Origin of the sequence: Algoriphagus sp. (assembly GCF_024642405.1) — a bacterium.
Taxonomy (GTDB): domain Bacteria; phylum Bacteroidota; class Bacteroidia; order Cytophagales; family Cyclobacteriaceae; genus Algoriphagus.
The window spans coordinates 17,722-42,819 of sequence record NZ_JAHEBC010000003.1 but is presented as its reverse complement, the minus strand read 5'-3'; the positions used below and the strand labels follow the sequence as shown (position 1 = coordinate 42,819).

Sequence of the window (25,098 nt, the reverse complement as noted above, 5' to 3'; positions counted from 1 at the left end):
AAGTCACTTTCGATAGCAGGAACACTTCCAGCTGGAACAAGTGTGGCCTACACGAATAACATTAGAACAGATGTGGGAACACAGGAAGTAACTGCAACGATCTCGGGTAGCAACTTTACAACTTTAGTCTTGATTGCGGACCTGATAATCACACCGGCCACGATCACAGGTGTCACGTTTGTCGATGGAATCTTCGTCTTTGACGGCACCGCCAAGTCACTTGCGATAGCAGGAACCCTTCCAGCCGGAACAAGCGTGGCCTACACGAATAACAGTAGAACGAATGTGGGAACACAGGAAGTGACGGCTTCAATCTCGGGTAGCAACTTTACATCCTTAGTGTTGACTGCTGATTTGACGATCACACAAGCCGATTTAGTGGTAACTGTGGATCAGGGTCAGAATAAGTTGTTTGGACAATTAGATCCCGAGTTTACATTCACAGCCGTGGGTTATGGACAAGGTGATGATGAATCGATATTCAATGGAGCATTGAGTCGTGAGCCAGGTGAAGAAGTAGGATTCTACGCTATTTCCCTAGGAACGCTAGACGCCGGAGTGAATTACACGGTCTCTTTTACTGGAGCTGACTTTGAAATCATCAGTAATGATTCGGATGGAGACGGTGTACCAGATGATGTGGAAGAGGAGCAAGGTACAGATCCAACAGATCCTAAAGACTTTAGAGATTCCGATGGAGATGGTGTTCCTGACTTTGTAGAGGAGGAACAAGGTACGGATCCAAACGATCCGGGTGAGGCTCAAGATAGCGATGAAGATGGTGTTCCAGATTATGTGGAAGATCAGCAAGGAACCGATCCGAATAATCCGAATGACTTCTTGGATGAGGATGGAGATGACATACCGGATTATGTGGAAGCGAAAGCAATTGTAGAATTTGTTGACTTAAGTCTGGAAGTACTTTGGGGAACTATGCAGGGAGACCTGAAAGTACCAACTGATGTGGTAGTGATTACAGCCCAAGGGGTAGTACTTAATTTACCGGTAATCTGGAATCTGACAGGCTATGATCAGTTTATAGCCGGATCTACCAAATATCCCGGTACAGTGGAATTACCAGCAGGACTGTTTAATCCATATAATCTTCAAGCGGAGCTGGAAATCACGGTATTAGCGAAGCCTGCACCACAGGATGTAACCCTGAGTGCCAATAGCTTTATCGCAATTCCAGATCAATACTTCCAGGATATCGGAAGATTCACGGTAAATGATCCTTCGGATAATTTGCATACGCTGAGCCTACCTGAAGGAGTACAGGACAATGACTTCTTCGAGGTGATCGATGGTATTCTGTTCTGGAGCAGTGCTGCTCAGGCACAGGGAAGAACCCAATTCACCATTCTGCTTAGGGTAACTGATAGAGCGGGTAACCTATTGGAGAAGAGTTTCCAGATCACCAGGAATCGAACCCCACTGGATCAACTGGACTTGACCAATACATTCACACCTAATAATGATGGAGTGAATGATACTTGGGGAGTTCCGGCACTGAGATACTATCAGGGAGTTAGAATCTCGATTATGGAGATCGGTGGAAACCGGGTATTCTATACCGAGAATCCGGATATCCGATGGGATGGAACCTTTGAGGGCAAAGAGCTGCCTGTGGGAGCTTACTTCTGGATTATTGAAGTAGCAGAGACTGGAGAAGTAAGAAGAGGTGTTTTGAATCTCTTAAGACAATAAAAATAGATTGGATTTGGGAGACCGAAAAATTGAAAAATTCGGTTTCCTAATTTTTAATATTTCGATTTTGCAATGAAAAAGAACATCAGAATTATAGGAGCAGCATTGTTAGTCATGTCGTTTGTCATGACATCAAAGGCGCAATCCAGAAAGTATATCTCTAACTTCAGCCATTTCCAGAGTTATTTTAATCCGGCTTTAACAGGATATGAAGGAAGTGCAATCAGAGGATTTGTCAGAAACCAATGGTCGGGTTTTGAGGGGGCACCGAAGACTTACTTTATTTCCGCGGAATTGGACTTTGGTGAGTTGGCCGGAGAGGCTGATCCTGCCTTGATGGGCAAGAATGCGATCTCAGCCAATATGCTATATGACACCTATGGAGCTTTCAGGGAAACCGAGTTACTCTTGTCTTATGCCTCCAGGGTCAGGCTGACAGAAAAGCATAACCTGAGATTGGGAGCTGGCTTAAACTATCAAAGCATCCGGTTGGACGGAAATGCGCTGACGACCGAAGAACAGAATGATCCGACACTGGGGCAGTATATCGGACAGTTTTCAAACATGAATGTGATTGATTTTAATCTTGGGATTGCTTTGACCCACGCCAAGTACTATGTGTCTTATGGAATGCACCGGGTGGCAGGGGGAAAGATTACCTCCGGCGATGAGTTTATGGATGGGTATCCTTCAGCGATCATGGTGCAGGCAGGGTTTAGAGAAGCAATCAGTCCCAATCTGGCGGTAATAGTAAATGGTTTTTATAGAAGCCAGAAGGATATGAAAGATAATCTGGAATTCAATTTAAAAGCTTTGCTGATGGATCGGGTTTGGATAGGAGTGGGTAACCGTGTAAACTATGCTACCAATGCCCAAATGGGGATTTTGACAAAAAGACTAAGGATAGGATATCTCTATGAGTTTTCCACAGGAGGGGGATACAACCTTCCGGGAAATACACATGAATTCACCGCGGTATTTAATCTTTTTAGAGATAATACAAGAAAAACAGATAATGAGGTGCTTATTTGGTAAAATAAGATTGTAGAATGAATCGTTAAAAGTGAAATTTGATTCATTTTTAATCGGCTTAGCCCATTGAAAGCAAAACTCTATTTTTTTACCTGACAATTTGGAAGATATTGACTAAAGTATTTTACTAAAGAAATTCATAGTAGAAAAACAGTTTTGGTAGGGTCTATAGAAGTAATGTTATTTATACACCAAAAGAATCAAATTTGATAAAAAGATAAAATAAGCCCCGGTTATCCCAGACTATTTTTTTAGTACCTCAAAAGGTTTCTGGGGATTATATAAATCATGGTCTACTTGTCCAATAGCTCCTTCAATTGTTCCTCTTTCAGACCTTTGCCAAATTAGCCAACCTTTATCATCCCAAATCTTTGGGGTTTTTGGTGTTTCAACTCCATATTCTGCAATCCAAAGCTGATATTCTGCGAAATCAGAAGAAGATAAATATTTATCGCCAAAAGTGTGATTGGTGTAAATTATGGGCTTTACACCTAGATTAGTTTCAACATAAGTAAGCCATTTTAGAACTTCCTGCTCAAAATCAGATGAGTTAATTGTTCCTTTTATTCCTCCTTCTTCTAAATCTAAAACAGGCGGCAAATCACCCTCTCCATAATCAATAGATTTTACAAAGAATTCTGCTTGCTTTATTGCGTCAGCATTGGAGGTGAAAAAATGGTAGGAACCATGGGCAAGTCCAGATTCATGTGCGCCAGTTTTATTTTTTGAATATTTAGGATCTAAGAAAGAGTCTCCTTGTGTGGCTTTATCATAAACAAAAGTAATGTCGGCCTTTTTTATATCTTCCCAGTTTACGTCGCCCTGAAAGTGAGAAACATCAATGCCTAAAATCTGTTTTGGATAGGGTTTTGATACTGTGTCCTTTATTTCCTTTACTTCTGGAGCAGCAGTTACTTCTATTTCAGATTCTTTTTTGCAAGAAGTAAAAGTTACTGTTAACAGAAATAAAAGTATAGGTTGTCTGAATAATTTCATGATTTTGGTAATTGTGTTTTTGTAATACTTTTTAATTCTTCCAGCTTTTTATCAATTTCATCTAGTGGTTTTGAGTCATTGAATAAACGTTTTAGAGCTAATGATATGAGATACCAAAATAAGAAAGGAAGTATTCCAAAGATTATAAGAATATTACTCAATAAAGAAATGGCTAGTTCTAATCCATGATTGCTTCCAAACCTGAGTATATCAAGTAGGTCTTTTCCAAGTTTGTATACTTCTTCAGATACTTTATCCGAAACATTAATTACTTCATCTTCAACTTTATTAATAAGATTGAGTTTACCTTTATGCTTTGCTTTTTGAATACTTTCTAAGGTGTCTAAAGATTCTTTGTTTACAGCTTTTTTAGAGCTAATGGAATCTTTAGTAGCTTGGAGGTGCGATTTTAAATCTGCTCCTAAATCTATTTCCATCTGGTTTGATATTCCCGACATAAACTGAGTGTAGAAGCCAAGTCCAGGGGTAATCATCAAACCTATAATAAGAATATTTTTGCTCAGGGCTTTTGTTTGATTTAAAAAAAGGCCAAAAAATGCTAAAATCAGAATTCCTTTAAACAACCACCATTCACTTAGTTTTAATAATCCTAACTGAAAAAGCATTAGTAAATTGGCGAAATTTATGTAGTTAAGAAGCTTGTCAAAATCAGTTTCATAGGTATGAGCCCACGATTTTAAAAATGGAACGTTTTCGGCAAGAGGTATTGAAAGGGTTTCTATCTCTTCTAAAATCAGAATACTTTCCGATATTTCTTTTGCTGCTTTATCTTCAAAAGTGATTGAGGAAGAATAAAATGGGTTTATAAATGAAAGAATAATTAAGATCCCAAATAGAATAAATGGGATGTGCTCTTTTGTAAAAAATTTCATTTTAAATAAATTAATAAGAAATGAATTTGAAATATATTAAGATCAATTAATAATTTATATGATAGATTTTAAATTAGTATATTGAATAATTTTCTGAATTATTTGATAAAGAAAGTAATGTTTATCAATCTAATTTTTAATTAAAGTCATGCTAAACTGAGATTAGTTTAAAATGATAGTTAGATTTTTCTTTCTTCTGATTGGAAATTTCTTTACTTAATTGATAAAAAGCATCTAATAAATATGCGTTGCTTAGATTACCAACATCTATTCCTTTAAACCCAATTAACTCTATCAATCGCTTTACACGAATCCTTTCAAATTCACCTTCTCCACAAAAATAAGTTTCCTTTATTATTCCTAAAACATCTGATTGTGGATAATCTAACCCTAAGTTGTTGAAGGACTTAAAGATTTTGTTGTTTGGTGCGGCTTTTTTTATTTGACTTGTATTTGAGCAAGCATTCTTGTTCTTAGAAATTGAATTAGTGCAATCTATTATGATTTTATCTTCGAGATCGGTGTTTTTTAAAGCTTTACAAATATTTGTAAGAAATTCATTTTCACTACAGATAAGTATAATATCTGCTTGTATGATAGCGGATTCATATGGACAAATTCTATCATAAAATCTATTTAATACTTTCCATTCTGTTGCTTCGGTGTCAAAATCATTTCTAACACCAAATACTACATTCATTCCTGCATCAATATATTTTTTACCCAAGGTTTTGGATAAGTTTGTTCCTCCAAGAATTCCTAATTTCATAGCTATTTATCAATTATGGGTGAATAATATGAATCTAAAAAATTACTAATCTATTCTCCGAATTCAATTGAAAATTAGAGAAAATACAATAGAAATTACTGAAAAATAAATTTAATTTACTTAGTATCAAAATAATATTTTGATAAAATCCATGTTATATTATGGATGACAAATGTTTGGGTATAAAAATCAATATTTATATTTCAAAATTTTTTTTATAAAAAAATAGGCTAAGCTCTTAGTAATTATTTTAATAGACCTCCGTAAAATAAAAAAAACCATTGCAGATACAATGGTTTTTGGATTTCTAATATTTTAGAATTATATCATAAAATTTTCTTCCCAAAGCCTAAATCCTCCTTTGAAAGCATTTTGATTTGTTCCAAGCCTGCATCCTTCAGGAACGTAAGATAATAGTTTCGAATTCCCTCCTCCTAGCAAAATATCATCTGGTTGAAAAACATGAGAAAATTTCTCTATACAGTTGCCTACATGTTTTTCCCATTTCTTTGAACCTTTTTTTAGCAGATATTCTTTGCCTACATAATTTTCAAATGTGCCTTTTTTATAAGGTAAATGGCCAGCTTCCAATGGAATAATGGTTTTATTAACCACCATTGAAGTACCTAGCCCTGTGCCAAATCCCAAAAACAGTAATTTTTGGTTTTCATATCCTCCTAATGCTTGCATCGCTGCATCATTAATGATTTTTACAGGACAATTAAATGCTGCCTCAAAATCATATCTTTTCCAACCATCACCTAGATTAACTGGTTCAGTAATTATTTTATTCTGTCTTACAACTCCTGGAAAGCCTATTGATACTTTATCATATTTCCAGCTTGAGGCATTTTCTTTAATCAATGGTATCATCTCTTCTGGTGAAAAATCTCCTCCGGAAGGGATTTTAATTCTTTCAGATTGACCTGTAGCTAGGATTTTAATGTTGGAACCTCCGATGTCTATTACTAATATGTTCATTCTTTTAATTTGACTTTTTCGTTCTCGGAAGAGATTAAGACTTCCTTAAATTCTTACTATTTGATATTATTTTAATGTGATTTGATAGTAAAATCGGAGGGTTCAGTACTGATTTTTTTTCTCCATCAGAATAAAGATAGACATAAATTTTTTTTAGATGTTACTATTCAAAAATTTCATAACTCCTAAAAGTGTCTCAAATACGCATTAGTCTATTTATTAATGACATATGGTTATTGATGCAATCTAGAGCCGATAAAACCATAAGTTCATGGAAAATTATTCCCCATCTTGTTGAATTAAATCTTTAAATATCTGAATCTTTTCTCAATATTTTTTTCAATTAATTTTTCAAGTAATTGAAAATGTGAGACTTATAAATTAAAAATTTCTAAAATACACTTAGGCATCACTTATGACCTATAAATGATATAAATAATTTTGTATTTAAAATAAAAATAAGATGAGTGTTATTAAAGATAAATTAAAAGGAAATTGGAACGAAGTAAAAGGAAAAATTAAGCAAGAGTATGCTGAAATTACTGACGATGATTTATTATTTGAAGAAGGTCAAGAGGATGAATTGATCGGTAGAATTCAAGAAAAAACTGGTAAAACCAAAGAATCAGTAAAAGACTTTATTGATAGTTTATAATAAAATCGATCGGAAAGAAAAAAGCCCTGTGTTTAGAAACACAGGGCTTTTTTTGGGTTTACTTTGCAGCATTTTTCTTTGCAGTCACTTCTGCTCTGATTTCTTGTGCCAGGTTTTTGATTGCTTGCATGCCATTTCTTACTCTTGTTCCAGCAGCCTTGTTGCCTGCTTCATAGAATTTCGTGAAATCTGTTTCTAAAGAATCAACTAATTCTTTTACTTCATTAAATCTGCTCATTTTAGCTTTTTGTTTAAAATTAAATTTAGGTTGACGGGCACCTTGCTGCCATTTAGTAATAATAGTAACTTTAAAACCCTTTGAAAAGCCTTTTTAAAGGGAATTTTAAGAAATTTTCTAAATAGCATGATTTGAGGCATATAAATATGATTATCTGAAGAAATATTTGTGACTGATTATTGGTTTTTTCACAAATTGGCTGAATTTGGGAAATAATAGATTCTACCTTTGGATTTGATATTTCATTCTTGATTTAAAAAATACAGCCAAGAAAATATACTTTTCGAGTGCTAGGCAACTTTAACTACCTAAATGAAAACTTGGCAATTAATAAAAGATGCAATTCAAGGAAAGGAACAGGATTTCACGAAACTCTCTTTAAAGACAGCCATTTTCGTTTTAGCAATTCCTATGATTCTTGAAATGATGATGGAATCTCTTTTTGCGATTGTGGATATTTTTTTTGTAGCAAAACTTGGAGAAGATGCAATCGCAACTGTAGGATTAACGGAGTCGGTAATCGTTATAGTTTATGCAATGGGTTTTGGAATCAGTATGGCGGCAACGGCCTTGATAGCTCGTAGGTTTGGCGAGAAGGAATATAAGGAGGCGGGAGCTGCTGCATTTCAACTGATAATAGTGGGAGGTACATTAGCGATTTTATTGGGATTTTTAGGATGGATATTTGCACCGGAAATTCTGGGACTGATGGGAGCTGAAAAGGCTGTAATCGATTCTGGGGTTAACTTTACAAGGATAGTTTTTGCAGGAAATATTGCCATCCTTTTACTGTTTATGTTAAATGGTGCATTTCGTGGAGCGGGCCAAGCGCACCATGCGATGCGATCACTCTGGATTTCAAATGGTCTTAATATAATCTTGGATCCCATATTTATTTTTGGTCTAGGTTCTTGGGAAGGTTGGGGATTAGAAGGAGCCGCCATTGCAACTACCTTGGGTCGTTCAATTGGTGTACTATATCAATTTTTCCATTTATTTAATGGAAAGCATAGACTGACCATCATTAAAGAAAATATGATAATCTCCTGGGAACTTGTCAAAAAGATTATGGACATCGCTATTGGAGGGATGGGTCAGTTTCTGATTGACTCAGTTTCCTGGATCGCTTTAACTCGGATGAATGCTGAATTCGGCTCAGCATCTTTAGCTGGTTATACAATTGCTTTTAGGGTATTGATTTTTACATTAATGCCCGCATGGGGACTTTCAGGTGCTGCTGCTACGCTTGTGGGGCAAAACTTAGGTGCCAAGCAAGTGGATCGTGCGGAGAAGGCTGTATGGCTCACCACCAAATACACGGTTATCTTTATGGGATCAGTTACAGGGATTTACTTATTTTTTCATAATCAGCTTGCAGGTTTTTTTACCGATATTCCCGAGGTTCAAGCCATTGCAGCACAAGGGCTTTGGGTGATTGTTCTTGGGTATGTTTTTTTTGCAGTAGGCATGGTACTTACACAAGCATTTAATGGTGCTGGAGACACTAAAACCCCAGCTTATATAAATATTGGGGTTCTTTGGTTTTTAGAAGTTCCACTTGCTTATGTTCTTGCATTTCCCTTAGGATTAGGATATTTGGGGATTTTTATTGCGATAGCATTTGCCCATTCCTTTCATGCATTGGTGGCACTATATTTTTTTAGAAAAGGAAAATGGAAAACGATTCAGGTTTAAAAATCTAGCCAAGGTTTAACCAAAGGGTTTTAGAAATTAATGAGTTATTGGAAGGAAATATTTCACACGTCCCATAAAATGATTCATAAATTTCAAAACTCTTTTGAAAGAATTTTTTAATAATAATGTAAATAGAGATTTCCTGCCTACCGGAAGGCAGGCTCTCTTCGTTCGAATTGACCCAATAAGACTTGTCGTACTTTATCTTTTCGAAAGTAATTTTATCACTTAGGATGCGAAATAACCTGATAGATCAGGATAGTCAAAAGGATAATTCACTGAATTTTTAATCCTATTCCTTATCTTTTTGTGAGAAATCCAAAAACCTATGTCTGATTCATCTTCCAACTTCCCGATTTTTGAATACAACCAAAGATACATTTGGCTAATAAGTTTGACTGCTGCACTGGGTGGCTTTTTATTTGGCTATGATTGGGTAGTTATTGGAGGTGCCAAGCCGTTCTATGAACCTTATTTCAATATAACTTCAACGGCAGATCAAGGTTGGGGAACGAGTTCAGCTTTAGTAGGATGTATGATCGGAGCAATTCTTTGTATCATTCTCAGCGATAAATTGGGAAGAAAACGCTTATTGATCTTTTCAGGATTCCTTTTTTCACTATCCGCATTAGGGACTGCACTTTCAGAAACTTTCTGGTGGTTTAATACCTATAGAATTGTAGGTGGCGTGGCTATGGGAATCGCCCTGAATCTTTCCCCCTTGTACATTGCTGAGATTTCACCTCCGGAAAAGCGGGGTATGTTTGTGACAATCAATCAATTGTTAGTGATGATAGGCGTGCTATTGGCGCAAATCTGTAATTGGCAGATTTCTCTTGTCGATACTAATTTGCCTGAAAATGCGAGTTTTGAGGTTATTGCTGCGAGTTGGAGCGGGCAAATGGGATGGCGATGGATGTTTGGAGCGGAAATTATACCAGCCTTGCTATTTTTTTTATTAATGTTTTTGGTCCCCGAAAGTGCTCGTTGGTTAGTGAAAAATAATCAGGAACAGAATGCAAGGAAGGTTTTAGAGAAAATAGGAGGTAAGAATTATGGAGATGTTTCGATTGCCGAAATAAAAACCACTTTGCAGGAAGGGGATTTTGGAAAAGTTCATTTCCGGGATCTGCTTCATAAACCGCTCCCAAAATTGATAGGTATTGGGATCTTTTTGGCTTTCCTACAGCAATGGTCTGGGGTTAACGTTGTGATTTATTATGCAGCGGATATTTTTCAAGCAGCTGGGTACAACTTAAAGCAAATGATGCTAAATATCGTAGTGATCGGTGGTGTAATGGTACTTTCTGTATTCATTACATTATTCACTGTCGATAAATTTGGCAGAAAAAAATTGTTGTTGGTGGGAACAGGAGCAATGGCGATTTTATATTCCTTGATTGGTTATTTCTTTTTGGTCGATCAGGGAGGCATAGTCATTGTCCTATTGGTTTTGACAAATGTGATGTTTTATTCTTTCACTTTGGCGCCTTTATTATGGGTAGTGCTTTCAGAGATTTTTCCAACAAGAATAAGAGGCGCTGCAATTTCCATTGGAGCATTGGCTCATTGGGTTGGTAATTTTACTCTGACTTATTTTTTTCCAGCTATCAAAGAGAATCTCGGGTGGGCAAATAACTTCTGGTTATATGGTGGGATTTGTGCTTTTGGATTTGTAGTTGTCTATTTGATTTTACCTGAGACAAAAGGAAAATCTCTTGAACAACTTGAAAAAGACTTCCTTTAAATTATCCATAAAACGGTAATTCAATTTCAATTATTGGGGATTCAAATCCTCGTTTCAAACGAAAAAGCCTTAATTTTAGGCAATAATTTGAATCTATGAGCAACAACGATATTCTACGAAGCCTTCGATATTCCTTTGATATTAATGATTTCTTGATGATTGAAATATTTGGAATGGCCGGAGTTGAGGTAGATAGACCAACTGTTGCAAATTGGCTCAAAAAGGATGATGATGAAGAGTTTAAGCCTATTTATGACAAGGATTTATCCGCGTTTCTTAATGGATTTATTGTTTTAAAGAGGGGAAAAAAAGAAGGACAGGAGATCCTAAATGAAAAAAGTCTCAGTAATAATCAGATTTTGCGAAAGCTTAAAATAGCCTTGGGACTTATTGATGTTGATATGCTGAATATTTTAAAAGCAGCTGAATTTCGGCTTTCAAAGCATGAATTAAGTGCTTTTTTCAGAAATCCAAATCAAAGCCAATATAGAGATTGTAAGGATCAAGTACTTCGAAATTTTCTAAAGGGAATTCAACTTACTTACAGACCAAATTAATCTTCATCTGGAAAAACTTCTTTGACTCTGCCAACTTCACCTGTATCAAGCATAACTTTAATACCGTGAGGATGAGTAGGAGAACTGGTTAGAATCCGTTTCACAAAACCTTCGGTCAATTCACCTGTACGCTGATGGTGTTTTTGAACTATAGTCACTTTATCGCCAAGGTGTATGTTTTTTCGAATGCTCCCGGGGAGGGTTTTTCTTTCCATAGTTCAAAAGTACAAGGACTGTTAAAATGTAAAAATTTAATAGGATGAATTTTTATCAGACATATTGTAGCAATTTATCATTTAGTTACGTTTTTAGTTTAAAAAAATATATTCTGAAATAATCCTTTTTTACCAACCATCCTGATATGAAAAACAAAATTCTTTTATTGACATTATTACTTTATACCATTTTCAGTTGTAAAAATGAAGATGAGAAATTAAGTCCAGGTCAATCAGTATTAGGAAAATATCAACAAACCCAAAGGAATTCCAGCGAAGAATTTGACTTTGTTAGTATCATAGAATTGAAAGCAGGAGGAATGGCTATATACCAAGGTACTGTAAGAGAAAAGGGAGGGAAGGTAGACTTGGGTTTTAATTTCTATTATGAGGGGGAATTTACTTTGGAGGAGGAAATAGTAGTGATTAATTATCTGGATATTTATTTGTTAAATGATCCAGACATAAGTTATGTTTCAAAAGAAGAACTAAATCAGATTGAAATTGAAGATGCATTTAGCGATCGCTATAGAATAAACGAAAATTATGATGAACTTAGCTATATCTGCCCTCCAAATGCATTTTGTATAGGAGAATCAATTTTTGAAAAAGTAGATTGATTTTTAAAATAAAAACTGAGTTTGGGCTGATTTCTTAGAGGGGATCAGCCTTTTTTTTATTCCTTGTTTCTGATTTTCAGTAAAATAACGTAGCTTTTAATCTTAGATTTTGAAAGATGAAATTAAAGCTCCTATTAGCATTCCTATCTATTACATTCTTTTTTTCCTGCAAAGAAGAACAAATGGATATTAGCCCTGCTCAATTAGAATTAGGGAAATATCAATTGGAAGTGAAAGGAAGTACTTATGATTTGATCAACACAATTGAACTTAAGATAGAAGGAAATGTAATTGGCTCTGGAATAATTAAAAATTCAGGGGAATCTGAAGATTTAGGATACAATTATTATTTCACAGGAAAATATACCATGAAAGATGATGTGATCTCAGTTTTTCAAGAGTCATACTTTCAAACTGCCTCCCCTTCAAAACTTTTCGATTCAAGAGAAATGTTGATTTTGGTTATGGCAGGATCGGAAAGCTCTGATTTTATAATAAAATCGAACTACACAGAACTGCATTTAATATGTCCTTCAAATAGCTTATGTGTGGATCAACCTATCTATAAAAAAGTGGAATAAAAAAGGCTGTATACTTTAGTTATACAGCCTAGCGTTGGTTAGTTTCAACAGTTTTTTAATTATCCTGCGGAATATTCATTAATAACCCGATTAAATTCTTTGGTGTTTTTACTTCTCCAAGCAATTCATCTTGGAGAACCACATGAAGTTGGTACTCAAGTTCAAAGATCAAACCATTAATAAAAATCGGATCCATCCTTAGTTGTTGAATGAAGTTTGCGTTTTTCTGTTGACCGGAAAGATTGATTCCATATGAATGAAAGACTTCAACAGCTTTTTTTAGTAGTGTAAATTGTTGGTTCATAATATTTCAATTTATTGGGCACTGGTAGTTTTCCTTAAGAATGATATTAAGTACGAGAATTTACTGATTAAGGATTTAGGAAAGCAAAATTAAATTCTGTTAAACAGGTAATTTGTAACAAGAATCACAAAAAAACACTCAAAGAAACATCGTACTCAAAGAATCATATTTTCTCATTTGCTTTTCTTGATTAAGAATAAAAAAATGCTCCCGCTATAAGCAGAGAGCATTTCTGAAAAAAACCATGAAACAAATATTTGATTTATTTTATAATTAAATATTTAGTGTTTTATGATTAAAGATTTTAATTCTTTATCTGTTCTTGTAAGACGCTAAGCCACTTAGTAGCGATAGATCTTTCACTTGTCATAGACGGGGAAAGCTTTTCATCATAAAATTCCAGCATTTTAGCAGGATGGTTTAAATCATAATATTGAAGTTTTACCCCCAAATAATCAGTAACCTCATATTTGGAAATTCCATTTCCAGACACATGTCTATGCTCATGAATACTAATTTTTTTTATTTCATTTAAATCTATTAAAGACAGTTCTGGATAATTCCCCAATCTTTGATAAAGAAGTTTATTTTGAACTGAGTCAAAACCAATTTGATGATTTTTCCACTTTTCTATTTTGGTTATTTTAAGGTGATTTCGCTCAATATAATCCTGAAAATTAGGGGTGCTTGAATGATTGAATAAATTGAATTTATTGAAAGCAAATGGCAAAGCAATTCCTACAACAAGGAAAAATGAAACCATAAGGTTTACTGATTCTGAATGTATCATAATTTTTTGGTAAGTATTTTTTAAATAATTGAAATACAGGTGATTAACCTTTCTAATATCAATTAATACTACCAAGAATAGAAAAAATGAAAGTAGGTTGTTTTTACATCAAAAAGTGGAATCGACTTTTTGAATAAAAGAGAATTTATAAAATTACTTCGGGAGTCCAAATGAGAAGGAATCCAATTTAAATGGAACAATCCTTTGAGCTTTGGATTTATTTGAAATTCTGCGGTTTCAAAAGATTCTTCCAGAATGTTATTTAAAGCAATAGGAGAAAAGTGAAGAGTCACTGATTTCCAAACTTCCTCACCTTTATGGTTTTTTTTATAAAAATCTTCATTAGTAGTACCAAAAGAATCAATGGCAATTAACATCAGAATTAGGCCTGAAATTAATAAAGCGCTATTGAGGTACTTAGATTTCATATTTTAAATTGAAGTAAATTTTCTGTAAATATTTTTAAGAATTCAAACTGCTGATCTTGTTATTTCTGTAATAAATATAGTTTTCCGTTTTTTAAGTTTTCAGATAAAATTAGGCTTTTCCATGGACTTTTAGGAAATAAAATAGAGGTAATTACTAGTTCGCCGTCATTTATAAAAACTTCAACGGAATGTGCATCGAGAAAGATTTGTAATTTTTCTGTTTCCCAACTCATTGGTGCCGAATGTATTGTTGCAAAGTCAGGATTGAAGTCAGAAATTCCAGCATTGGATCTATCTACTGAAAGTAATCCCATTTCTTTGGAAATTTTAAATTCTTCACCCAATTCGTTACTAAAGCTTAATTCGAATGAATCTTCTCCAGTAACTGTAGCTTCAATTTCCACAGAAACACCCGGAAGCTCTGTACTATTGTCATTTATAAAATATGTTTCCTTTCTGATTTCTTCAATTTCATGGGCAGGAGAGGACTTCACCAAATAAGTCCCATCGATATCAAAAAGGCTTAATTCTCTTGGGATCGTCATAGCAGATCTCCAAGTTTCAGTAGGAACCTGATTTGCATATAACCAATTACTCATCCAACCAATAAACAAGGTTCTATTCTGCTCAGATGGTAGATTACTCCAAGTCACTCCAGCATAATTATCTGGTCCATAATCCAACCAACGAATCATCGTATCGTCAGGAATAAAAACTCCTTCCTTAAAATCTCCAATAAAATATTGAGTTGCAGATCCTTTTTGTGGCCCACCAGGATTGATACTGACTAAAAGCACATATTTTGTTTCTCCTGATTCAGTTTTAAGAGGAATCAGATCTGGACATTCCCAAACTCCACCATGTGCTCCAATTTTATTTCCGAATTCGCTTAATTTTATCCAATTTTTTAAATCATTTGAGGAATAAAACTCAATATGGTCTTTTACCGCTAAGGACATTAACCAACTTTCATTCCCTTTTTCATCTTTAAATAATTGGACTTTTGGATCCCTAAAATCTTTAATGCCAGGGTTTTGTAAAACTGGATTTTTGTCATACTTAGTCCATGTTCTACCTTTATCAAGAGAATAGGCTATGCCTTGTGTCTGAAAATCAAGTTCTCCTTCTCGTTCTCCTCTTGGATCATGGTATGTGAATATTGCTACAATAGGAGGGTTATCTAAAGAACCTAGTCCTGAAGTGTTTTTGGAATCAACCACTGCAGATCCCGAAAAAATATAACCTAAACTATCCGGCTCTAAAGCTACGGGTAGATGTTCCCAACTCGTTAGGTCAGTAGAAACTGCGTGACCCCAATGCATTGGCCCCCACACAGTACTATCTGGATAATATTGGTAAAACAAATGATACTCACCGTCTAGATAGAACATTCCGTTTGGATCATTCATCCAAGCAGTTTTTGGTGTGAAATGGTATTCTGGTCTGAATTTTTCATTACCGGACTCACTGAAAACTATGTCTTTCGAATGATTACAAGCAGAAATGCAAAAAAACAAACTGGTTAGGTAGGTGTAAATTTTTAATTTCATTATGAATATTCTTGGGTAATATATTTTTCCATTTCGTAGGCATTTGACTCAGATTTCATTTCTTCAGAAAGCTTTTTTGCATTTGCATTAAACTGATCATTCGTCCAAAAGCTGAGTAATGCCTTTTCAAAATTTCCTGGTTTGATTTTGTGAATACTTACTCCTTCAGGGCCTAATTTTCTTTTTACAATAATTCTATTCCAAAAATATTGATCAATAATATGTGGTACAATTAATTGGACGCACCCATTTACGGCTGCTTGATGAGTAGTTCCTGAACCTCCGTGATGAATTAAACCATACATTTTTGGCAAGATCCAATCATAAGGTATTTGGTTTACATAGAATAATAGTTCAGAGTCTAATTCTATTTTTTCTAAACCTCCCCAGGAAAGATTTACAATAGTTGGGATTTTATGTTTCACTAAAAGATTCAAAATTAGCTCAGAGTGCTTTTTAGGTTTTGGGTTTGTCATCGATCCAAAAGTCAATAAAATTGCTTTAGGGTGTTTTTCTAGCCATTTTTCAAGATCAGGATCAATCTTGCGGGTTTTGCTTTGATTCCTAAAGAAATAACCAGTGATTTTTGCAGAATCAGGCCAATTATCTGGTTTAGGGAATAAAGAAGGTGAAATAGTATATAGCGTTCTAAGTTTATTGATTTCAAATTCACTCATCGTTTTTGAATTAAATGATTGATTCGGAAAATCAGCAAAATATTTCTTCAAATACCGTTTCATCATGCTATATCTGGCGCCATTGACAAGTTTATAAGTTCTTAAATTCCACTTTTCTGAAAAAGGTCCCCATTTTGCCAAGCCTATGTGAGTAAATTCTTTTGTAGGATGTGTCAAGCAAGGTATCGGTGCCAAAAGAATAAATTTACCAGGATCAGCCATTGCTTCTAAAAAGAAATAAAGTGCTTTAGCATGAAAAAGAACTTTGTCCGGATTGATTTTTTTTAATACGTCTCTTTGCTGTTCTATGATTAAACCTTGAATCTTCAAAGAATCTCTGATCAAATTTAAATATCCTTTTAATTGACCGAAACCAATTCCTCCTCCTCCCATGACGGCTTTTCCACTTTGGGATTCGAGCATTTCGAGGAATCTTTGATCAAATCCAAAAAATTCATACCCAAGTTCATTGACCATTTCTCTAAACTGCACTGGAAATTGACAGATTACTTGATGCCCGGCTTCCTTTAAAATTTCCGCTTGTGCCAAAAATGGTTCTATATCACCTCTAGTACCAATGGAAACAAGTAGAATTTTCATGACATTTTTTTTAAATGTGCTGCAATCAGTAGTTTTATCCCTCAATCTACTTTTAATCTTTAAATTTCTTTATGAAAGGAATAATTTTAGCAGGCGGCTCGGGTACTAGACTTTATCCTTTGACTATTTCTGTCAGTAAGCAATTGATGCCTGTTTACGATAAGCCCATGATTTATTACCCCTTGTCTGTTTTGATGATGGCGGGAATAAAGGATATTCTAATTATCACTACACCTGAAGATAAATCTTCATTCTCAAAACTTTTAGGTGATGGATCTCAAGTAGGCTGCAATTTTCAATATGCCGTTCAACCTAGCCCAGATGGACTTGCTCAGGCGTTTATTATTGGAGAGGAATTTATTGGTTCGGATAAAGTGGCGTTGATCCTAGGCGATAATATTTTCTATGGTTCAGGATTACACAAAACTTTACAAGAAAACACAGATCCAAAGGGGGGAGTCGTTTTTGCATACCATGTCAATGACCCTCATCGATATGGGGTTGTGGAATTTGATAAAGACCAAAAAGCCATCAGTATTGAAGAAAAGCCAAATACTCCTAAATCGAATTATGCAGTACCGGGCTTATATTTTTATGATAATCAAGTGGTAGAAATTGCTAAAAATATAAAGCCTAGTCCAAGAGGTGAGTTGGAGATTACAGATATTAATAATGAATATTTAAGGAAAGGTCAATTGCAAGTCGCTATTTTGAATAGAGGAACTGCTTGGCTCGATACGGGGACTCATCAGTCTTTATTACAAGCGGCTCAATTTGTAGAGGTGATTGAAGAAAGACAAGGATTAAAAATTGGATGTATCGAAGAAATAGCTTTTAGAAATGGATTTATCGGAAAAGAACAATTGCTAAATGCGGCGGAAAAACTTGGTAAGAGTGGATATGGGGCTTATTTGAGAAGGTTGGTTTAGTAATAACGCATTGAACAGATCAAAGTATTCTCACTCCATTTAATCTAAAAAATAAACATGTTTAACTGATAATCAATTATCTATAATTCATATTTAGAATTTTTCAAATCTATAGGACCTATTATTTTTTAATTCCTTAATCGCAACATTAGACAAAAAAAGCCTTTGGTAAATCTACCAAAGGCTTCATATTAGAATGATTTAATTACTTTAAATGATTCCAATTGATTAATGCATTCCAAACTAGAGGTGCATCATGATGGTTTAAATATCTGTGTAGCGGATCAAAAGTGAAAGCTAAAACATTTCCCTTTCCAACCGGAAGATTAAAAATTGTTCCTTGCCCTACAATAGTTTGTTCATTTCTGACCATTCCAGATCTAACATAAGGACTATCCTTTCCACTTTCTGGCTTTTCTTTTTCTTTGACTTCCTGATCAGGCATTCCCATTATTGGACCTGAGTATTCTATTTCATCATTTAATGGCTTTGTCCCGTATTGAAGAAGCATCATATCACGATCTTTTAAGTCAACTCTATAAAGTGGGCCATTTCCTCTGAAAATCGGGAATGTTTCAGGAAAACCATACAAAACTGGGCTTTCTGATTGTTTGATCTTTACGGTAACTACCGATCCTGGATGAAATAATCCGGAAGCTGAATAGGATTCCAAGTTCCTTACTATTCCTGTTTCAGCAACCATATTTGTAGAATTATCCAAGGTTATAATCAAGCCACCATCTTCTACAAACTTTTTTAAATTCTCAATTCCTGCAAATCCAGGTCCACCCGTAATATCAGGCGAGGAGTCAGGATATCCATGAGAAGGGAATTCATCTGTTTTGGTGAAAGGCATCGGACCAAATTCTGTAGTCACTCCATGGATGAAATCAGCCCCATTTCCTCTTGCTCTGGGAACTAAAATCACATCAAATTTAGCTTTTAAACCTCCTGCTTTTAAATCGTCTTTATCGATTGAAGTGTAGGGAATCCCTCTTTGCTCAAAAGTGTATCTGGACCAACCTTCGTCCTGGGTATTAAACCAGGTATGGTAGATTGCGACTTTCGGAAGAGATACAACATGAACCTCATCACTTGATGGCTGCTCACTTCCTTTGATCAGATTCAATCCAAAATTTGATACTATGTGATCAGCTTGGTTTTGGGATAAACCTTTAAAATAAAATGAACCCATTGCAAGAGTATCAGAACCAATAACATGCTCTTTTTCAATTACCTGAATTTCTGCTTTGTTATTTTCTGATTTCAACCAATAAAGTGCTGGTAGAACAGTATTCTGAGCTTGATAATTTAAGAAATAACTATTACCGCTTCCAGCTATTTCTCCTTTGTAAACAGCATCTTCCGAAACCATTTTCAAATCATTTGTGTCATAAGAAATACTATCTGATTTTTCTACTTCGACTCCATAGAGATAACCCAAAGTCCATGCGATATCATCGTAGGGAGGAAATTTAGCTTCTTTGGGATAGTTTTGTTCCGTCAATAAGTTTACAGCAAGATTTCTGTAAGGTTGATTTAATAAAACCACATAATCACCTTCCTTATCTCCAGAAACTGCCTGATGAACTTCGATTTTTTGGGCTCTTAATTGATTTACTAAGTAAGCCGCCATTGCAGGGTCTTTTTGATCTTTTGGGATAACAAAAGCTTTTGGTCCTTCTGTTTTTCCTTTTTGAATTGAATTGACCCCTTTTTGGTAAAAATTCTTTAATAACTGCTCACCATTATGAGCTGCATAAGTCAAGGAAGCGAGTACTCCTGCTTGCATGTAATTAATATTATTCCTTGCTGACCAATAAACCTTTTCGGTAGGAGGGTCTGGTCTGTACCATTCTCTACTTGTAGCAGGATCTCCTGCATACCTTGCATTTGATAAATCCCTCATGTAGGTATTAGCACCAGCATTACCGAAGGTCTCATAAAAACGGCCATTGGCATTGTGATTGTTTGCCACCCAAATCCCATATCCAGGCCACCAACCATCATAAAAAGCCCATGTAAAAGCCCCAGGCATACCTTGGGCAGCTAAACTGGCAATATCACTATTGGCCATTATTTGCCATTCTCCAATGGTAATTGGATCAACTTGCTCGTTATAAGGGCCGGTTCCCGTTGAAATGTAAAGTAAAGGAACCGATTCATGTAGGTCAAGCATCACCAAAGGATGCCAATCGAAAAATATTTTAAATATGCCTTTTGTGATTGCCTGGGAAACTTGAAGTCCATCTCTATTATTATCGTGGAATACATACTTGCCCCAATAAGGGGTAGATCTTGGGAAATTATCGTCCCAGTCAGTTCTTGATTTGGAATAACGATGATACCAATCTACCTGCTTATCTCTTCCGTCAGGTTCAGAGACCGGGTTGATCAATACTATTAAGTTCTCTCGAATATATTCTATGGCTTTATCCTCGCTGGTAATGAGTCTATAGGCCAACTCCATCAGCATTTCTGGAGATCCCATTTCAGTAGAGTGCATTCCACCATTTAGGTAATAAACAGGTTTTGCATCAGAAATTATAGCCTCTGCTTGATCTTGATCAGTGATTCTTGGATCAGATAATTTTGCCATTTGGCTTTTGTAGTGATCCAATCTATTCATGCTATCATCACCACCGATTACGACCATGTAAATCGCCCTTCCTTCCTCAGTAGTTTCTACCTGCTGAATACTTAAATGGGGAGATTTTTCGGCTAATAACTGGTAATATTCATAGATTTCTTTTGTGCCATGCATGATTCCGGGTGTACCTATGATCTGTCCAAAATGAGTTTTTGGAGAAGGGATGTCAGGATGTTCTACTATATCTAGAACAGAAGATGGAAGAAATCTTGGGTCAGTTGTATATTCCTTGATCTTGGCGTTATATTCTTCATCTATTTTTTGGGCGAAGATAGAATGACAAGCCAAAAAGAAAACTAATAAACCCGTGTAAAAACGTGTCTTCATGGATTGATTTGTTTGGTGGTTAATTTTTTAAAAGAATTTAGAAGTTAAGCTTTTTCTTTTGGCTTAAGGGGTTGATCATATAAAAAATGAGAATTGAGAATAGACTTTACCGCTGAATTAATTGTTCCAAACTAATTCTAAGTATATGGCCCATATTATGACAGGCTAAAAACTTATCATTTGAATAATGTTTCGCCAATTCTTTTTTTAAAGAATCAATATTTTCAGGAAGAGATATTTTATCATGTTCCATAGAACGAAGGATATCATCAATTCCTTTTTGAGAGGATTTTAATCGATGCGCAATCAATGCCCTTTCTTCTTTTTGATATTGGAGCATGGACTCGGGGGTGATGTATTTCATGCCCAACTGAATTAATACATTATTTTCTTTGAAATACTGCGGAAGATAAATTGATTTTTTCCCTTCATAAGATTGTTGATCAAAATCAATTGCTCTAATCCTATAATGGGTTTCTTCAAAATCGGGTGTAACGTCTATTACAAAATTTGAGGAATGCATATCGCCTAACAATCTAACAAAACAGCGTTCATTAAATTTGACAAATTCTTTTGCAAGTCTAATCGGATTCAAATGAGGGTCAGTCATATGGAGACGCATGAATTTGTCTCCGGGAATCCCGGCAATGTGTTCTTCAATTAGAGTGTTTTGATGTACCAAATAGCTAATCCGGTTTGGTGATAGCAAATGTTCTAATTCCAAACCGTAAACACGAGATGCATCTGCATTCTTTATGTAGAAGTAATCAAAGTTGTCATTAATTCTATTGACAATTCTGACCCGAAATGGCTGAGTATTTCCATAAATGCAAAGATCAATTCGATCTACATACAGATGCTCCATCACAGACATATCTCCGCCTGCTTTTAATAGGGCATAGATCTTTTTTACGTATAAATGGATTTCTTCTCGATCAGATTGATCATAAAATACGGTCTCCCATAGCGTGTCCTGATCTTTAGAATCATATAAAGCGATTGAATTGGAATATCTCAAAAGCTCATGGTAATGAATGGGTATGTCTACTTCCCTTGAGTATTTAACCAAGTACTTCCTTAGGCCTGAACTGATGGGGTAAATCTTCTTTTTTTTACTAATGAGAGCCATAGACTAAAAATCTACGTGTTGACTTTTCTTTAGATTTCTATCGAAGATAAAAGGACCAAATGGCAAAATTGAGGCTATTAAAGCAAAGAATGTACGACTGAAATTCCATTTTAATTTATGAGCTGTTGGAAATACAGTATAAATGTAAATAATGAAAAGCAAGCCATGTGCCCATCCAACAATTTTTACTGCCATAGGCAATCCGAATACATATTTTAAAGGCATTGCAAAAAGTAATAAAATAAGAAAGGAAGTGCCCTCGATCAGACTGATCCATCTAAATCTCTTTGCCCACTTATGTTGTTCTGGTGTTAAACTCATCTTATTTTTTGATATTAAATAGAACTTGCAACGCATTCCAAAGCTGACGTTTCATTCCTTTGTCTTCTGAAATTTGACTCAGAGCATCTGCAAATAAATATTGCGTTTCATCATCGGTAAAAACCTCGTAAGGAATTGCAGGAACTGCATTTATAGGATGTTTGATTCTTCCAAATTTTAAAATAATATGGGCATTCAAAGCCTGAAATTCTTCCAATGTTCTTCCTTCTAACACAGGGGAGGAGACAAGACCAACTTCATTCATCGACCTTCCTACAGCGTTAATCATTTTTACCAACATATCCATTACTTCTTCAGACAATTCTTGCTCTTCATGAACCACAAGTAGGCCTTTTGTAAAATTCCCTTGAACAGGAATTGGATCTGCTTGTTGATGGGTAGTTTCTGAGTTGTAACTACCTAAATCTTCATTCAGCGTATTATTGGATTCTGAAATTGGCTCAACTTTCGATGATATCGAAGTTTTTGATTTAATCGAATTTTTATCTTCCGGTAATAGAAAAAGATCTTCTTCCAGAAAGAATTGAAGTTCTTGGAGACTTATGTTTTCCATAGGGGGAATTTGGTCAAAAAATGTTCATCCACAAAAAAAGAAGGGACAAATACTTCTGTCCCTTTCATAATTCCAGACTACTTTGTGTCTGATAAGTTGAAAATGGACTTTAACTCAACAGCATCTTCAGGATTCATTCGTTTGGCTAGAACTAGTCTCAGTTGCCTTCTCCTCAATGCACCTTCATAATGTTCTATCTCTTCAGCAGTTTCAGGAATCACCTCTGGAACTTCTATTGGTTTCCCGTTTTGATCTACTGCCACAAATGTAAAGAAAGCTCTATGGGTCATGATCTTTTTATTAGCAGGAATGTCTTCGGCAACAACCTCAATAAAAACCTCCATTGAAGAGTTAAATGCTCTGGTTACTTGAGATTTAAGAGTGACAACATTTCCTAATGCAATGGGTTCTTTAAATGAAATATTATCTGCAGAAGCAGTGACCACAATCCGATTAGAATGTTTTTGTGCGGCAATTGCTGCTACCACGTCCAGCCAATGCATCAACTTTCCACCCATTAAATTATTCAAGGTATTAGTATCATTGGGTAGGACCATTTCGGTCATAATCGTGGCGGACTCTCTTGCAAATTTTTTCTTTGGCATAACTTTAATTTTGGATAAAAATATAGAGAATATTTTGAAAATAGTAATTCTAAGTCAAAAAACAGAATTATATTCTGTGTATATATTTTTTGCTACATAAGAGCTGATTTATCTCCAGCCATCCTTTCCTAATAATGGCACAAACGAAAAACTATCAAATTCTTCTCTAATCACTTTTGTATTAGATTTTTTTGTCAGCTTCAGCATGGTTTGTCTTCTTTTATCACCAACAGGAATCACTAAAACCCCACCAATTTTTAATTGTTTTAGTAGTGAATTTGGGACTACAGGTGCGCCAGCAGTAACTAGAATTTTGTCATAGGGTGCATGGGATAGTAAACCTTCAGAACCATCTCCATAAAACAAATTCATTTCTATGCCTAAACGCGCTAAAAATCTTTTTGTGCCTTCGAAGAGTTTCTTTTGATATTCGATTGTATATACTTCAGCTCCCATAATATGAAGTATGCTGGCTTGATAACCAGAACCTGTACCTATTTCCAAAACTTTATCTCCTTGTCTGATATCCAATAATTCAGTTTGAAATGCTACTGTATAAGGCTGAGAGATTGTCTGTCCTTCGCCAATCGGAAAGGCTTTGTCCTCATACGCATGGGAAATCAAAGCTGAATCAAAGAAAAAATGACGAGGAAGATTATTGATTGCATTTAAAACACTTTCGCTTTTGATTCCTTTCTCCCTTAGTAAAGCTACTAAAGCTTTTCGTTTGCCTTTATGGAGGTAGGTATCTTCTAGTTTAAGCATTTTGGCTTTATTATTTAAATTCAGTGACCGAAGTTAAAAGAATAATTGGCTTTATTTGAACTCTTAAAAGGCAATTTTTGCTTATCCATTGATAGTCCGAATTTTAAAAATAATCATGTTTACAGGAATCATTGAATCATTTGGAACAATACAGAAAATAACGAAAGAGGGAACCAATGTCCATTTCGATTTAGCTTCAGTTTTGGCAGCAGAACTTAAGATTGATCAATCTTTGTCGCATGACGGAGTCTGTCTGACAGTTGTGGAAACTAAACCTGAAAGTTATCGGGTAACAGCGATTGATGAAACTATTCAGAAGACAAATCTTTCTCAATGGGAAGTTGGAAAAAAAGTCAATTTGGAACGGTGCATGCCTGCCAATGGTAGATTTGATGGACACATTGTTCAGGGGCATGTGGATCAGGTTGGACTTGTAAAAAACATTATTGACCAAGACGGAAGTTGGCTTTTCGATATTGAATACGATTCAAAAAATGGAAATATCACGGTAGAAAAGGGGTCTATTACAATTAATGGTACAAGTTTAACTTGCTTTAATTCAGGACCGGGGAAGTTTTCTGTAGCCATTATTCCCTACACATTTGAACATACAAATTTCCATCAGCTCAAAGTAGGAGACAAGGTTAATTTAGAATTTGATATCATTGGAAAGTACATTGCTAGGATTATCCATGGCTATCCTAAACCTTAAAATACTTTACCCTACCAAAATAAAAGGCTGAAATCCAATTGGGTTTCAGCC

27 protein-coding genes are annotated in these 25,098 nt (G+C 35.2%); 10 read left to right on the top strand and 17 right to left on the bottom strand.

What is annotated here, in order from left to right; all coding sequences use genetic code 11:
- Together Q0L68_RS00670 and Q0L68_RS00665 are read left to right on the top strand one after the other, a co-directional pair.
- Window positions 1–1,707, top strand: a 1,707-nt coding sequence (locus Q0L68_RS00670; protein WP_296697935.1) for a gliding motility-associated C-terminal domain-containing protein, incomplete at its 5' end; no start/stop codon positions are given.
- Window positions 1,708–1,779: 72 nt separating this feature from the next.
- Window positions 1,780–2,742, top strand: a complete 963-nt coding sequence (locus tag Q0L68_RS00665; protein WP_296697934.1) for a type IX secretion system membrane protein PorP/SprF — start codon at window positions 1,780–1,782, stop codon at window positions 2,740–2,742.
- Between the two features lie 240 nt (window positions 2,743–2,982).
- Here Q0L68_RS00665 and Q0L68_RS00660 read toward each other — a convergent pair whose 3' ends face one another.
- The 4 genes from Q0L68_RS00660 to Q0L68_RS00645 form a co-directional block, all read right to left on the bottom strand.
- Complete coding sequence (locus tag Q0L68_RS00660; RefSeq protein WP_296697931.1) at window positions 2,983–3,735, bottom strand: glycoside hydrolase family 25 protein; 753 nt, start codon at window positions 3,733–3,735, stop codon at window positions 2,983–2,985.
- Window positions 3,732–4,628 carry a hypothetical protein gene (locus Q0L68_RS00655; protein ID WP_296697927.1) on the bottom strand — a complete coding sequence of 299 codons (897 nt, stop codon included), beginning with the start codon at window positions 4,626–4,628 and terminating at the stop codon, window positions 3,732–3,734. Before Q0L68_RS00655 ends, Q0L68_RS00660 begins: the two co-directional genes overlap by 4 nt.
- A gap of 151 nt (window positions 4,629–4,779) precedes the next feature.
- On the bottom strand, window positions 4,780–5,397 hold the full coding sequence (locus Q0L68_RS00650) for an NAD(P)-binding domain-containing protein (RefSeq protein WP_296697925.1): 618 nt from the start codon (window positions 5,395–5,397) through the stop codon (window positions 4,780–4,782).
- A 321-nt stretch (window positions 5,398–5,718) separates the two neighbouring features.
- Window positions 5,719–6,378, bottom strand: a complete 660-nt coding sequence (locus tag Q0L68_RS00645) for an ROK family protein (protein ID WP_296697923.1) — start codon at window positions 6,376–6,378, stop codon at window positions 5,719–5,721.
- 463 nt (window positions 6,379–6,841) lie between these two features.
- Here Q0L68_RS00645 and Q0L68_RS00640 point away from each other — a divergent pair, with 463 nt between their 5' ends.
- On the top strand, window positions 6,842–7,033 hold the full coding sequence (locus tag Q0L68_RS00640) for a CsbD family protein (protein ID WP_296697920.1): 192 nt from the start codon (window positions 6,842–6,844) through the stop codon (window positions 7,031–7,033).
- 58 nt (window positions 7,034–7,091) lie between these two features.
- Here Q0L68_RS00640 and Q0L68_RS00635 read toward each other — a convergent pair whose 3' ends face one another.
- Window positions 7,092–7,271: a histone H1 gene (locus Q0L68_RS00635; RefSeq protein ID WP_296697917.1), complete on the bottom strand. Its 180-nt coding sequence runs from the start codon at window positions 7,269–7,271 to the stop codon at window positions 7,092–7,094.
- Between the two features lie 312 nt (window positions 7,272–7,583).
- Between Q0L68_RS00635 and Q0L68_RS00630 the strand changes: the two genes are divergently transcribed.
- From Q0L68_RS00630 to Q0L68_RS00620, 3 genes are all read left to right on the top strand, one after another.
- A complete protein-coding gene (locus Q0L68_RS00630) occupies window positions 7,584–8,966 on the top strand; it encodes an MATE family efflux transporter (protein WP_296697912.1) in 1,383 nt (460 codons plus the stop codon).
- Window positions 8,967–9,294: 328 nt separating this feature from the next.
- The gene (locus Q0L68_RS00625) at window positions 9,295–10,713 is read left to right on the top strand and encodes a sugar porter family MFS transporter (protein ID WP_296697910.1); all 1,419 of its coding nucleotides are present in this window, start codon (window positions 9,295–9,297) and stop codon (window positions 10,711–10,713) included.
- Between the two features lie 95 nt (window positions 10,714–10,808).
- Window positions 10,809–11,270 (top strand): DUF1456 family protein, encoded by a 462-nt coding sequence (locus Q0L68_RS00620; RefSeq protein ID WP_296697907.1) that lies wholly within the window; start codon window positions 10,809–10,811, stop codon window positions 11,268–11,270.
- On the opposite strand, the gene Q0L68_RS00615 is transcribed toward Q0L68_RS00620, so the two are convergent.
- The gene (locus tag Q0L68_RS00615; protein ID WP_296697905.1) at window positions 11,267–11,485 is read right to left on the bottom strand and encodes a YwbE family protein; all 219 of its coding nucleotides are present in this window, start codon (window positions 11,483–11,485) and stop codon (window positions 11,267–11,269) included. The genes Q0L68_RS00620 and Q0L68_RS00615 overlap by 4 nt on opposite strands.
- Before the next feature lie 146 nt (window positions 11,486–11,631).
- Here Q0L68_RS00615 and Q0L68_RS00610 point away from each other — a divergent pair, with 146 nt between their 5' ends.
- Together Q0L68_RS00610 and Q0L68_RS00605 are read left to right on the top strand one after the other, a co-directional pair.
- Entirely contained in the window at window positions 11,632–12,105 is a 474-nt protein-coding gene (locus Q0L68_RS00610) for a hypothetical protein (RefSeq protein WP_296697902.1), read from the top strand.
- Window positions 12,106–12,221: 116 nt separating this feature from the next.
- Window positions 12,222–12,686 (top strand): hypothetical protein, encoded by a 465-nt coding sequence (locus Q0L68_RS00605; RefSeq protein ID WP_296697900.1) that lies wholly within the window; start codon window positions 12,222–12,224, stop codon window positions 12,684–12,686.
- 55 nt (window positions 12,687–12,741) lie between these two features.
- On the opposite strand, the gene Q0L68_RS00600 is transcribed toward Q0L68_RS00605, so the two are convergent.
- The 5 genes from Q0L68_RS00600 to Q0L68_RS00580 all read right to left on the bottom strand — a co-directional run bounded on the left by Q0L68_RS00600 (window position 12,742) and on the right by Q0L68_RS00580 (window position 17,035).
- Complete coding sequence (locus Q0L68_RS00600; protein WP_296697897.1) at window positions 12,742–12,990, bottom strand: acyl carrier protein; 249 nt, start codon at window positions 12,988–12,990, stop codon at window positions 12,742–12,744.
- A 304-nt stretch (window positions 12,991–13,294) separates the two neighbouring features.
- Window positions 13,295–13,780, bottom strand: coding sequence for a hypothetical protein (locus tag Q0L68_RS00595; RefSeq protein ID WP_296697894.1), 486 nt, complete (start codon window positions 13,778–13,780; stop codon window positions 13,295–13,297).
- A 68-nt stretch (window positions 13,781–13,848) separates the two neighbouring features.
- Window positions 13,849–14,208, bottom strand: coding sequence for a hypothetical protein (locus Q0L68_RS00590; protein WP_296697892.1), 360 nt, complete (start codon window positions 14,206–14,208; stop codon window positions 13,849–13,851).
- A 59-nt stretch (window positions 14,209–14,267) separates the two neighbouring features.
- Window positions 14,268–15,758 carry a glycoside hydrolase family 32 protein gene (locus Q0L68_RS00585; RefSeq protein WP_296697889.1) on the bottom strand — a complete coding sequence of 497 codons (1,491 nt, stop codon included), beginning with the start codon at window positions 15,756–15,758 and terminating at the stop codon, window positions 14,268–14,270.
- Window positions 15,758–17,035 carry a glycosyltransferase gene (locus tag Q0L68_RS00580; RefSeq protein ID WP_296697886.1) on the bottom strand — a complete coding sequence of 426 codons (1,278 nt, stop codon included), beginning with the start codon at window positions 17,033–17,035 and terminating at the stop codon, window positions 15,758–15,760. The genes Q0L68_RS00585 and Q0L68_RS00580 overlap by 1 nt, the downstream gene beginning before the upstream one ends.
- 71 nt (window positions 17,036–17,106) lie before the next feature.
- Here Q0L68_RS00580 and rfbA point away from each other — a divergent pair, with 71 nt between their 5' ends.
- Window positions 17,107–17,964 carry a glucose-1-phosphate thymidylyltransferase RfbA gene (gene rfbA / locus Q0L68_RS00575; protein WP_296697883.1) on the top strand — a complete coding sequence of 286 codons (858 nt, stop codon included), beginning with the start codon at window positions 17,107–17,109 and terminating at the stop codon, window positions 17,962–17,964.
- A gap of 205 nt (window positions 17,965–18,169) precedes the next feature.
- Here the strand turns inward: rfbA and Q0L68_RS00570 are convergent, their stop codons facing one another.
- The 6 genes from Q0L68_RS00570 to Q0L68_RS00545 form a co-directional block, all read right to left on the bottom strand.
- Window positions 18,170–20,941 carry a M14 family zinc carboxypeptidase gene (locus Q0L68_RS00570; RefSeq protein WP_296697879.1) on the bottom strand — a complete coding sequence of 924 codons (2,772 nt, stop codon included), beginning with the start codon at window positions 20,939–20,941 and terminating at the stop codon, window positions 18,170–18,172.
- Between the two features lie 106 nt (window positions 20,942–21,047).
- Window positions 21,048–22,070 carry a hypothetical protein gene (locus Q0L68_RS00565; protein WP_296697876.1) on the bottom strand — a complete coding sequence of 341 codons (1,023 nt, stop codon included), beginning with the start codon at window positions 22,068–22,070 and terminating at the stop codon, window positions 21,048–21,050.
- Window positions 22,071–22,073: 3 nt separating this feature from the next.
- A complete protein-coding gene (locus Q0L68_RS00560) occupies window positions 22,074–22,391 on the bottom strand; it encodes a DUF3817 domain-containing protein (protein WP_296697875.1) in 318 nt (105 codons plus the stop codon).
- Window position 22,392: 1 nt separating this feature from the next.
- Window positions 22,393–22,965, bottom strand: coding sequence for a hypothetical protein (locus tag Q0L68_RS00555; RefSeq protein ID WP_296697872.1), 573 nt, complete (start codon window positions 22,963–22,965; stop codon window positions 22,393–22,395).
- 77 nt (window positions 22,966–23,042) lie between these two features.
- Window positions 23,043–23,570: an acyl-CoA thioesterase gene (locus Q0L68_RS00550; protein ID WP_296697869.1), complete on the bottom strand. Its 528-nt coding sequence runs from the start codon at window positions 23,568–23,570 to the stop codon at window positions 23,043–23,045.
- A gap of 108 nt (window positions 23,571–23,678) precedes the next feature.
- On the bottom strand, window positions 23,679–24,335 hold the full coding sequence (locus tag Q0L68_RS00545; RefSeq protein WP_296697867.1) for a protein-L-isoaspartate(D-aspartate) O-methyltransferase: 657 nt from the start codon (window positions 24,333–24,335) through the stop codon (window positions 23,679–23,681).
- 115 nt (window positions 24,336–24,450) lie between these two features.
- Here Q0L68_RS00545 and Q0L68_RS00540 point away from each other — a divergent pair, with 115 nt between their 5' ends.
- On the top strand, window positions 24,451–25,047 hold the full coding sequence (locus Q0L68_RS00540) for a riboflavin synthase (protein ID WP_296697864.1): 597 nt from the start codon (window positions 24,451–24,453) through the stop codon (window positions 25,045–25,047).
- Window positions 25,048–25,098: the final 51 nt, after the last annotated feature.

Excerpts from the sequence above, each read along its gene's own strand:
- Q0L68_RS00665 (WP_296697934.1), top strand. The coding sequence starts at position 1,780 with ATGAAAAAGAACATCAGAATTATAGGAGCAGCATTGTTAGTCATGTCG.
- Q0L68_RS00660 (WP_296697931.1), bottom strand. The coding sequence starts at position 3,735 with ATGAAATTATTCAGACAACCTATACTTTTATTTCTGTTAACAGTAACT.
- Q0L68_RS00655 (WP_296697927.1), bottom strand. The coding sequence starts at position 4,628 with ATGAAATTTTTTACAAAAGAGCACATCCCATTTATTCTATTTGGGATC.
- Q0L68_RS00650 (WP_296697925.1), bottom strand. The coding sequence starts at position 5,397 with ATGAAATTAGGAATTCTTGGAGGAACAAACTTATCCAAAACCTTGGGT.
- Q0L68_RS00645 (WP_296697923.1), bottom strand. The coding sequence starts at position 6,378 with ATGAACATATTAGTAATAGACATCGGAGGTTCCAACATTAAAATCCTA.
- Q0L68_RS00640 (WP_296697920.1), top strand. The coding sequence starts at position 6,842 with ATGAGTGTTATTAAAGATAAATTAAAAGGAAATTGGAACGAAGTAAAA.
- Q0L68_RS00635 (WP_296697917.1), bottom strand. The coding sequence starts at position 7,271 with ATGAGCAGATTTAATGAAGTAAAAGAATTAGTTGATTCTTTAGAAACA.
- Q0L68_RS00630 (WP_296697912.1), top strand. The coding sequence starts at position 7,584 with ATGAAAACTTGGCAATTAATAAAAGATGCAATTCAAGGAAAGGAACAG.
- Q0L68_RS00625 (WP_296697910.1), top strand. The coding sequence starts at position 9,295 with ATGTCTGATTCATCTTCCAACTTCCCGATTTTTGAATACAACCAAAGA.
- Q0L68_RS00620 (WP_296697907.1), top strand. The coding sequence starts at position 10,809 with ATGAGCAACAACGATATTCTACGAAGCCTTCGATATTCCTTTGATATT.
- Q0L68_RS00615 (WP_296697905.1), bottom strand. The coding sequence starts at position 11,485 with ATGGAAAGAAAAACCCTCCCCGGGAGCATTCGAAAAAACATACACCTT.
- Q0L68_RS00610 (WP_296697902.1), top strand. The coding sequence starts at position 11,632 with ATGAAAAACAAAATTCTTTTATTGACATTATTACTTTATACCATTTTC.
- Q0L68_RS00605 (WP_296697900.1), top strand. The coding sequence starts at position 12,222 with ATGAAATTAAAGCTCCTATTAGCATTCCTATCTATTACATTCTTTTTT.
- Q0L68_RS00600 (WP_296697897.1), bottom strand. The coding sequence starts at position 12,990 with ATGAACCAACAATTTACACTACTAAAAAAAGCTGTTGAAGTCTTTCAT.
- Q0L68_RS00595 (WP_296697894.1), bottom strand. The coding sequence starts at position 13,780 with ATGATACATTCAGAATCAGTAAACCTTATGGTTTCATTTTTCCTTGTT.
- Q0L68_RS00590 (WP_296697892.1), bottom strand. The coding sequence starts at position 14,208 with ATGAAATCTAAGTACCTCAATAGCGCTTTATTAATTTCAGGCCTAATT.
- Q0L68_RS00585 (WP_296697889.1), bottom strand. The coding sequence starts at position 15,758 with ATGAAATTAAAAATTTACACCTACCTAACCAGTTTGTTTTTTTGCATT.
- Q0L68_RS00580 (WP_296697886.1), bottom strand. The coding sequence starts at position 17,035 with ATGAAAATTCTACTTGTTTCCATTGGTACTAGAGGTGATATAGAACCA.
- rfbA (WP_296697883.1), top strand. The coding sequence starts at position 17,107 with ATGAAAGGAATAATTTTAGCAGGCGGCTCGGGTACTAGACTTTATCCT.
- Q0L68_RS00570 (WP_296697879.1), bottom strand. The coding sequence starts at position 20,941 with ATGAAGACACGTTTTTACACGGGTTTATTAGTTTTCTTTTTGGCTTGT.
- Q0L68_RS00565 (WP_296697876.1), bottom strand. The coding sequence starts at position 22,070 with ATGGCTCTCATTAGTAAAAAAAAGAAGATTTACCCCATCAGTTCAGGC.
- Q0L68_RS00560 (WP_296697875.1), bottom strand. The coding sequence starts at position 22,391 with ATGAGTTTAACACCAGAACAACATAAGTGGGCAAAGAGATTTAGATGG.
- Q0L68_RS00555 (WP_296697872.1), bottom strand. The coding sequence starts at position 22,965 with ATGGAAAACATAAGTCTCCAAGAACTTCAATTCTTTCTGGAAGAAGAT.
- Q0L68_RS00550 (WP_296697869.1), bottom strand. The coding sequence starts at position 23,570 with ATGCCAAAGAAAAAATTTGCAAGAGAGTCCGCCACGATTATGACCGAA.
- Q0L68_RS00545 (WP_296697867.1), bottom strand. The coding sequence starts at position 24,335 with ATGCTTAAACTAGAAGATACCTACCTCCATAAAGGCAAACGAAAAGCT.
- Q0L68_RS00540 (WP_296697864.1), top strand. The coding sequence starts at position 24,451 with ATGTTTACAGGAATCATTGAATCATTTGGAACAATACAGAAAATAACG.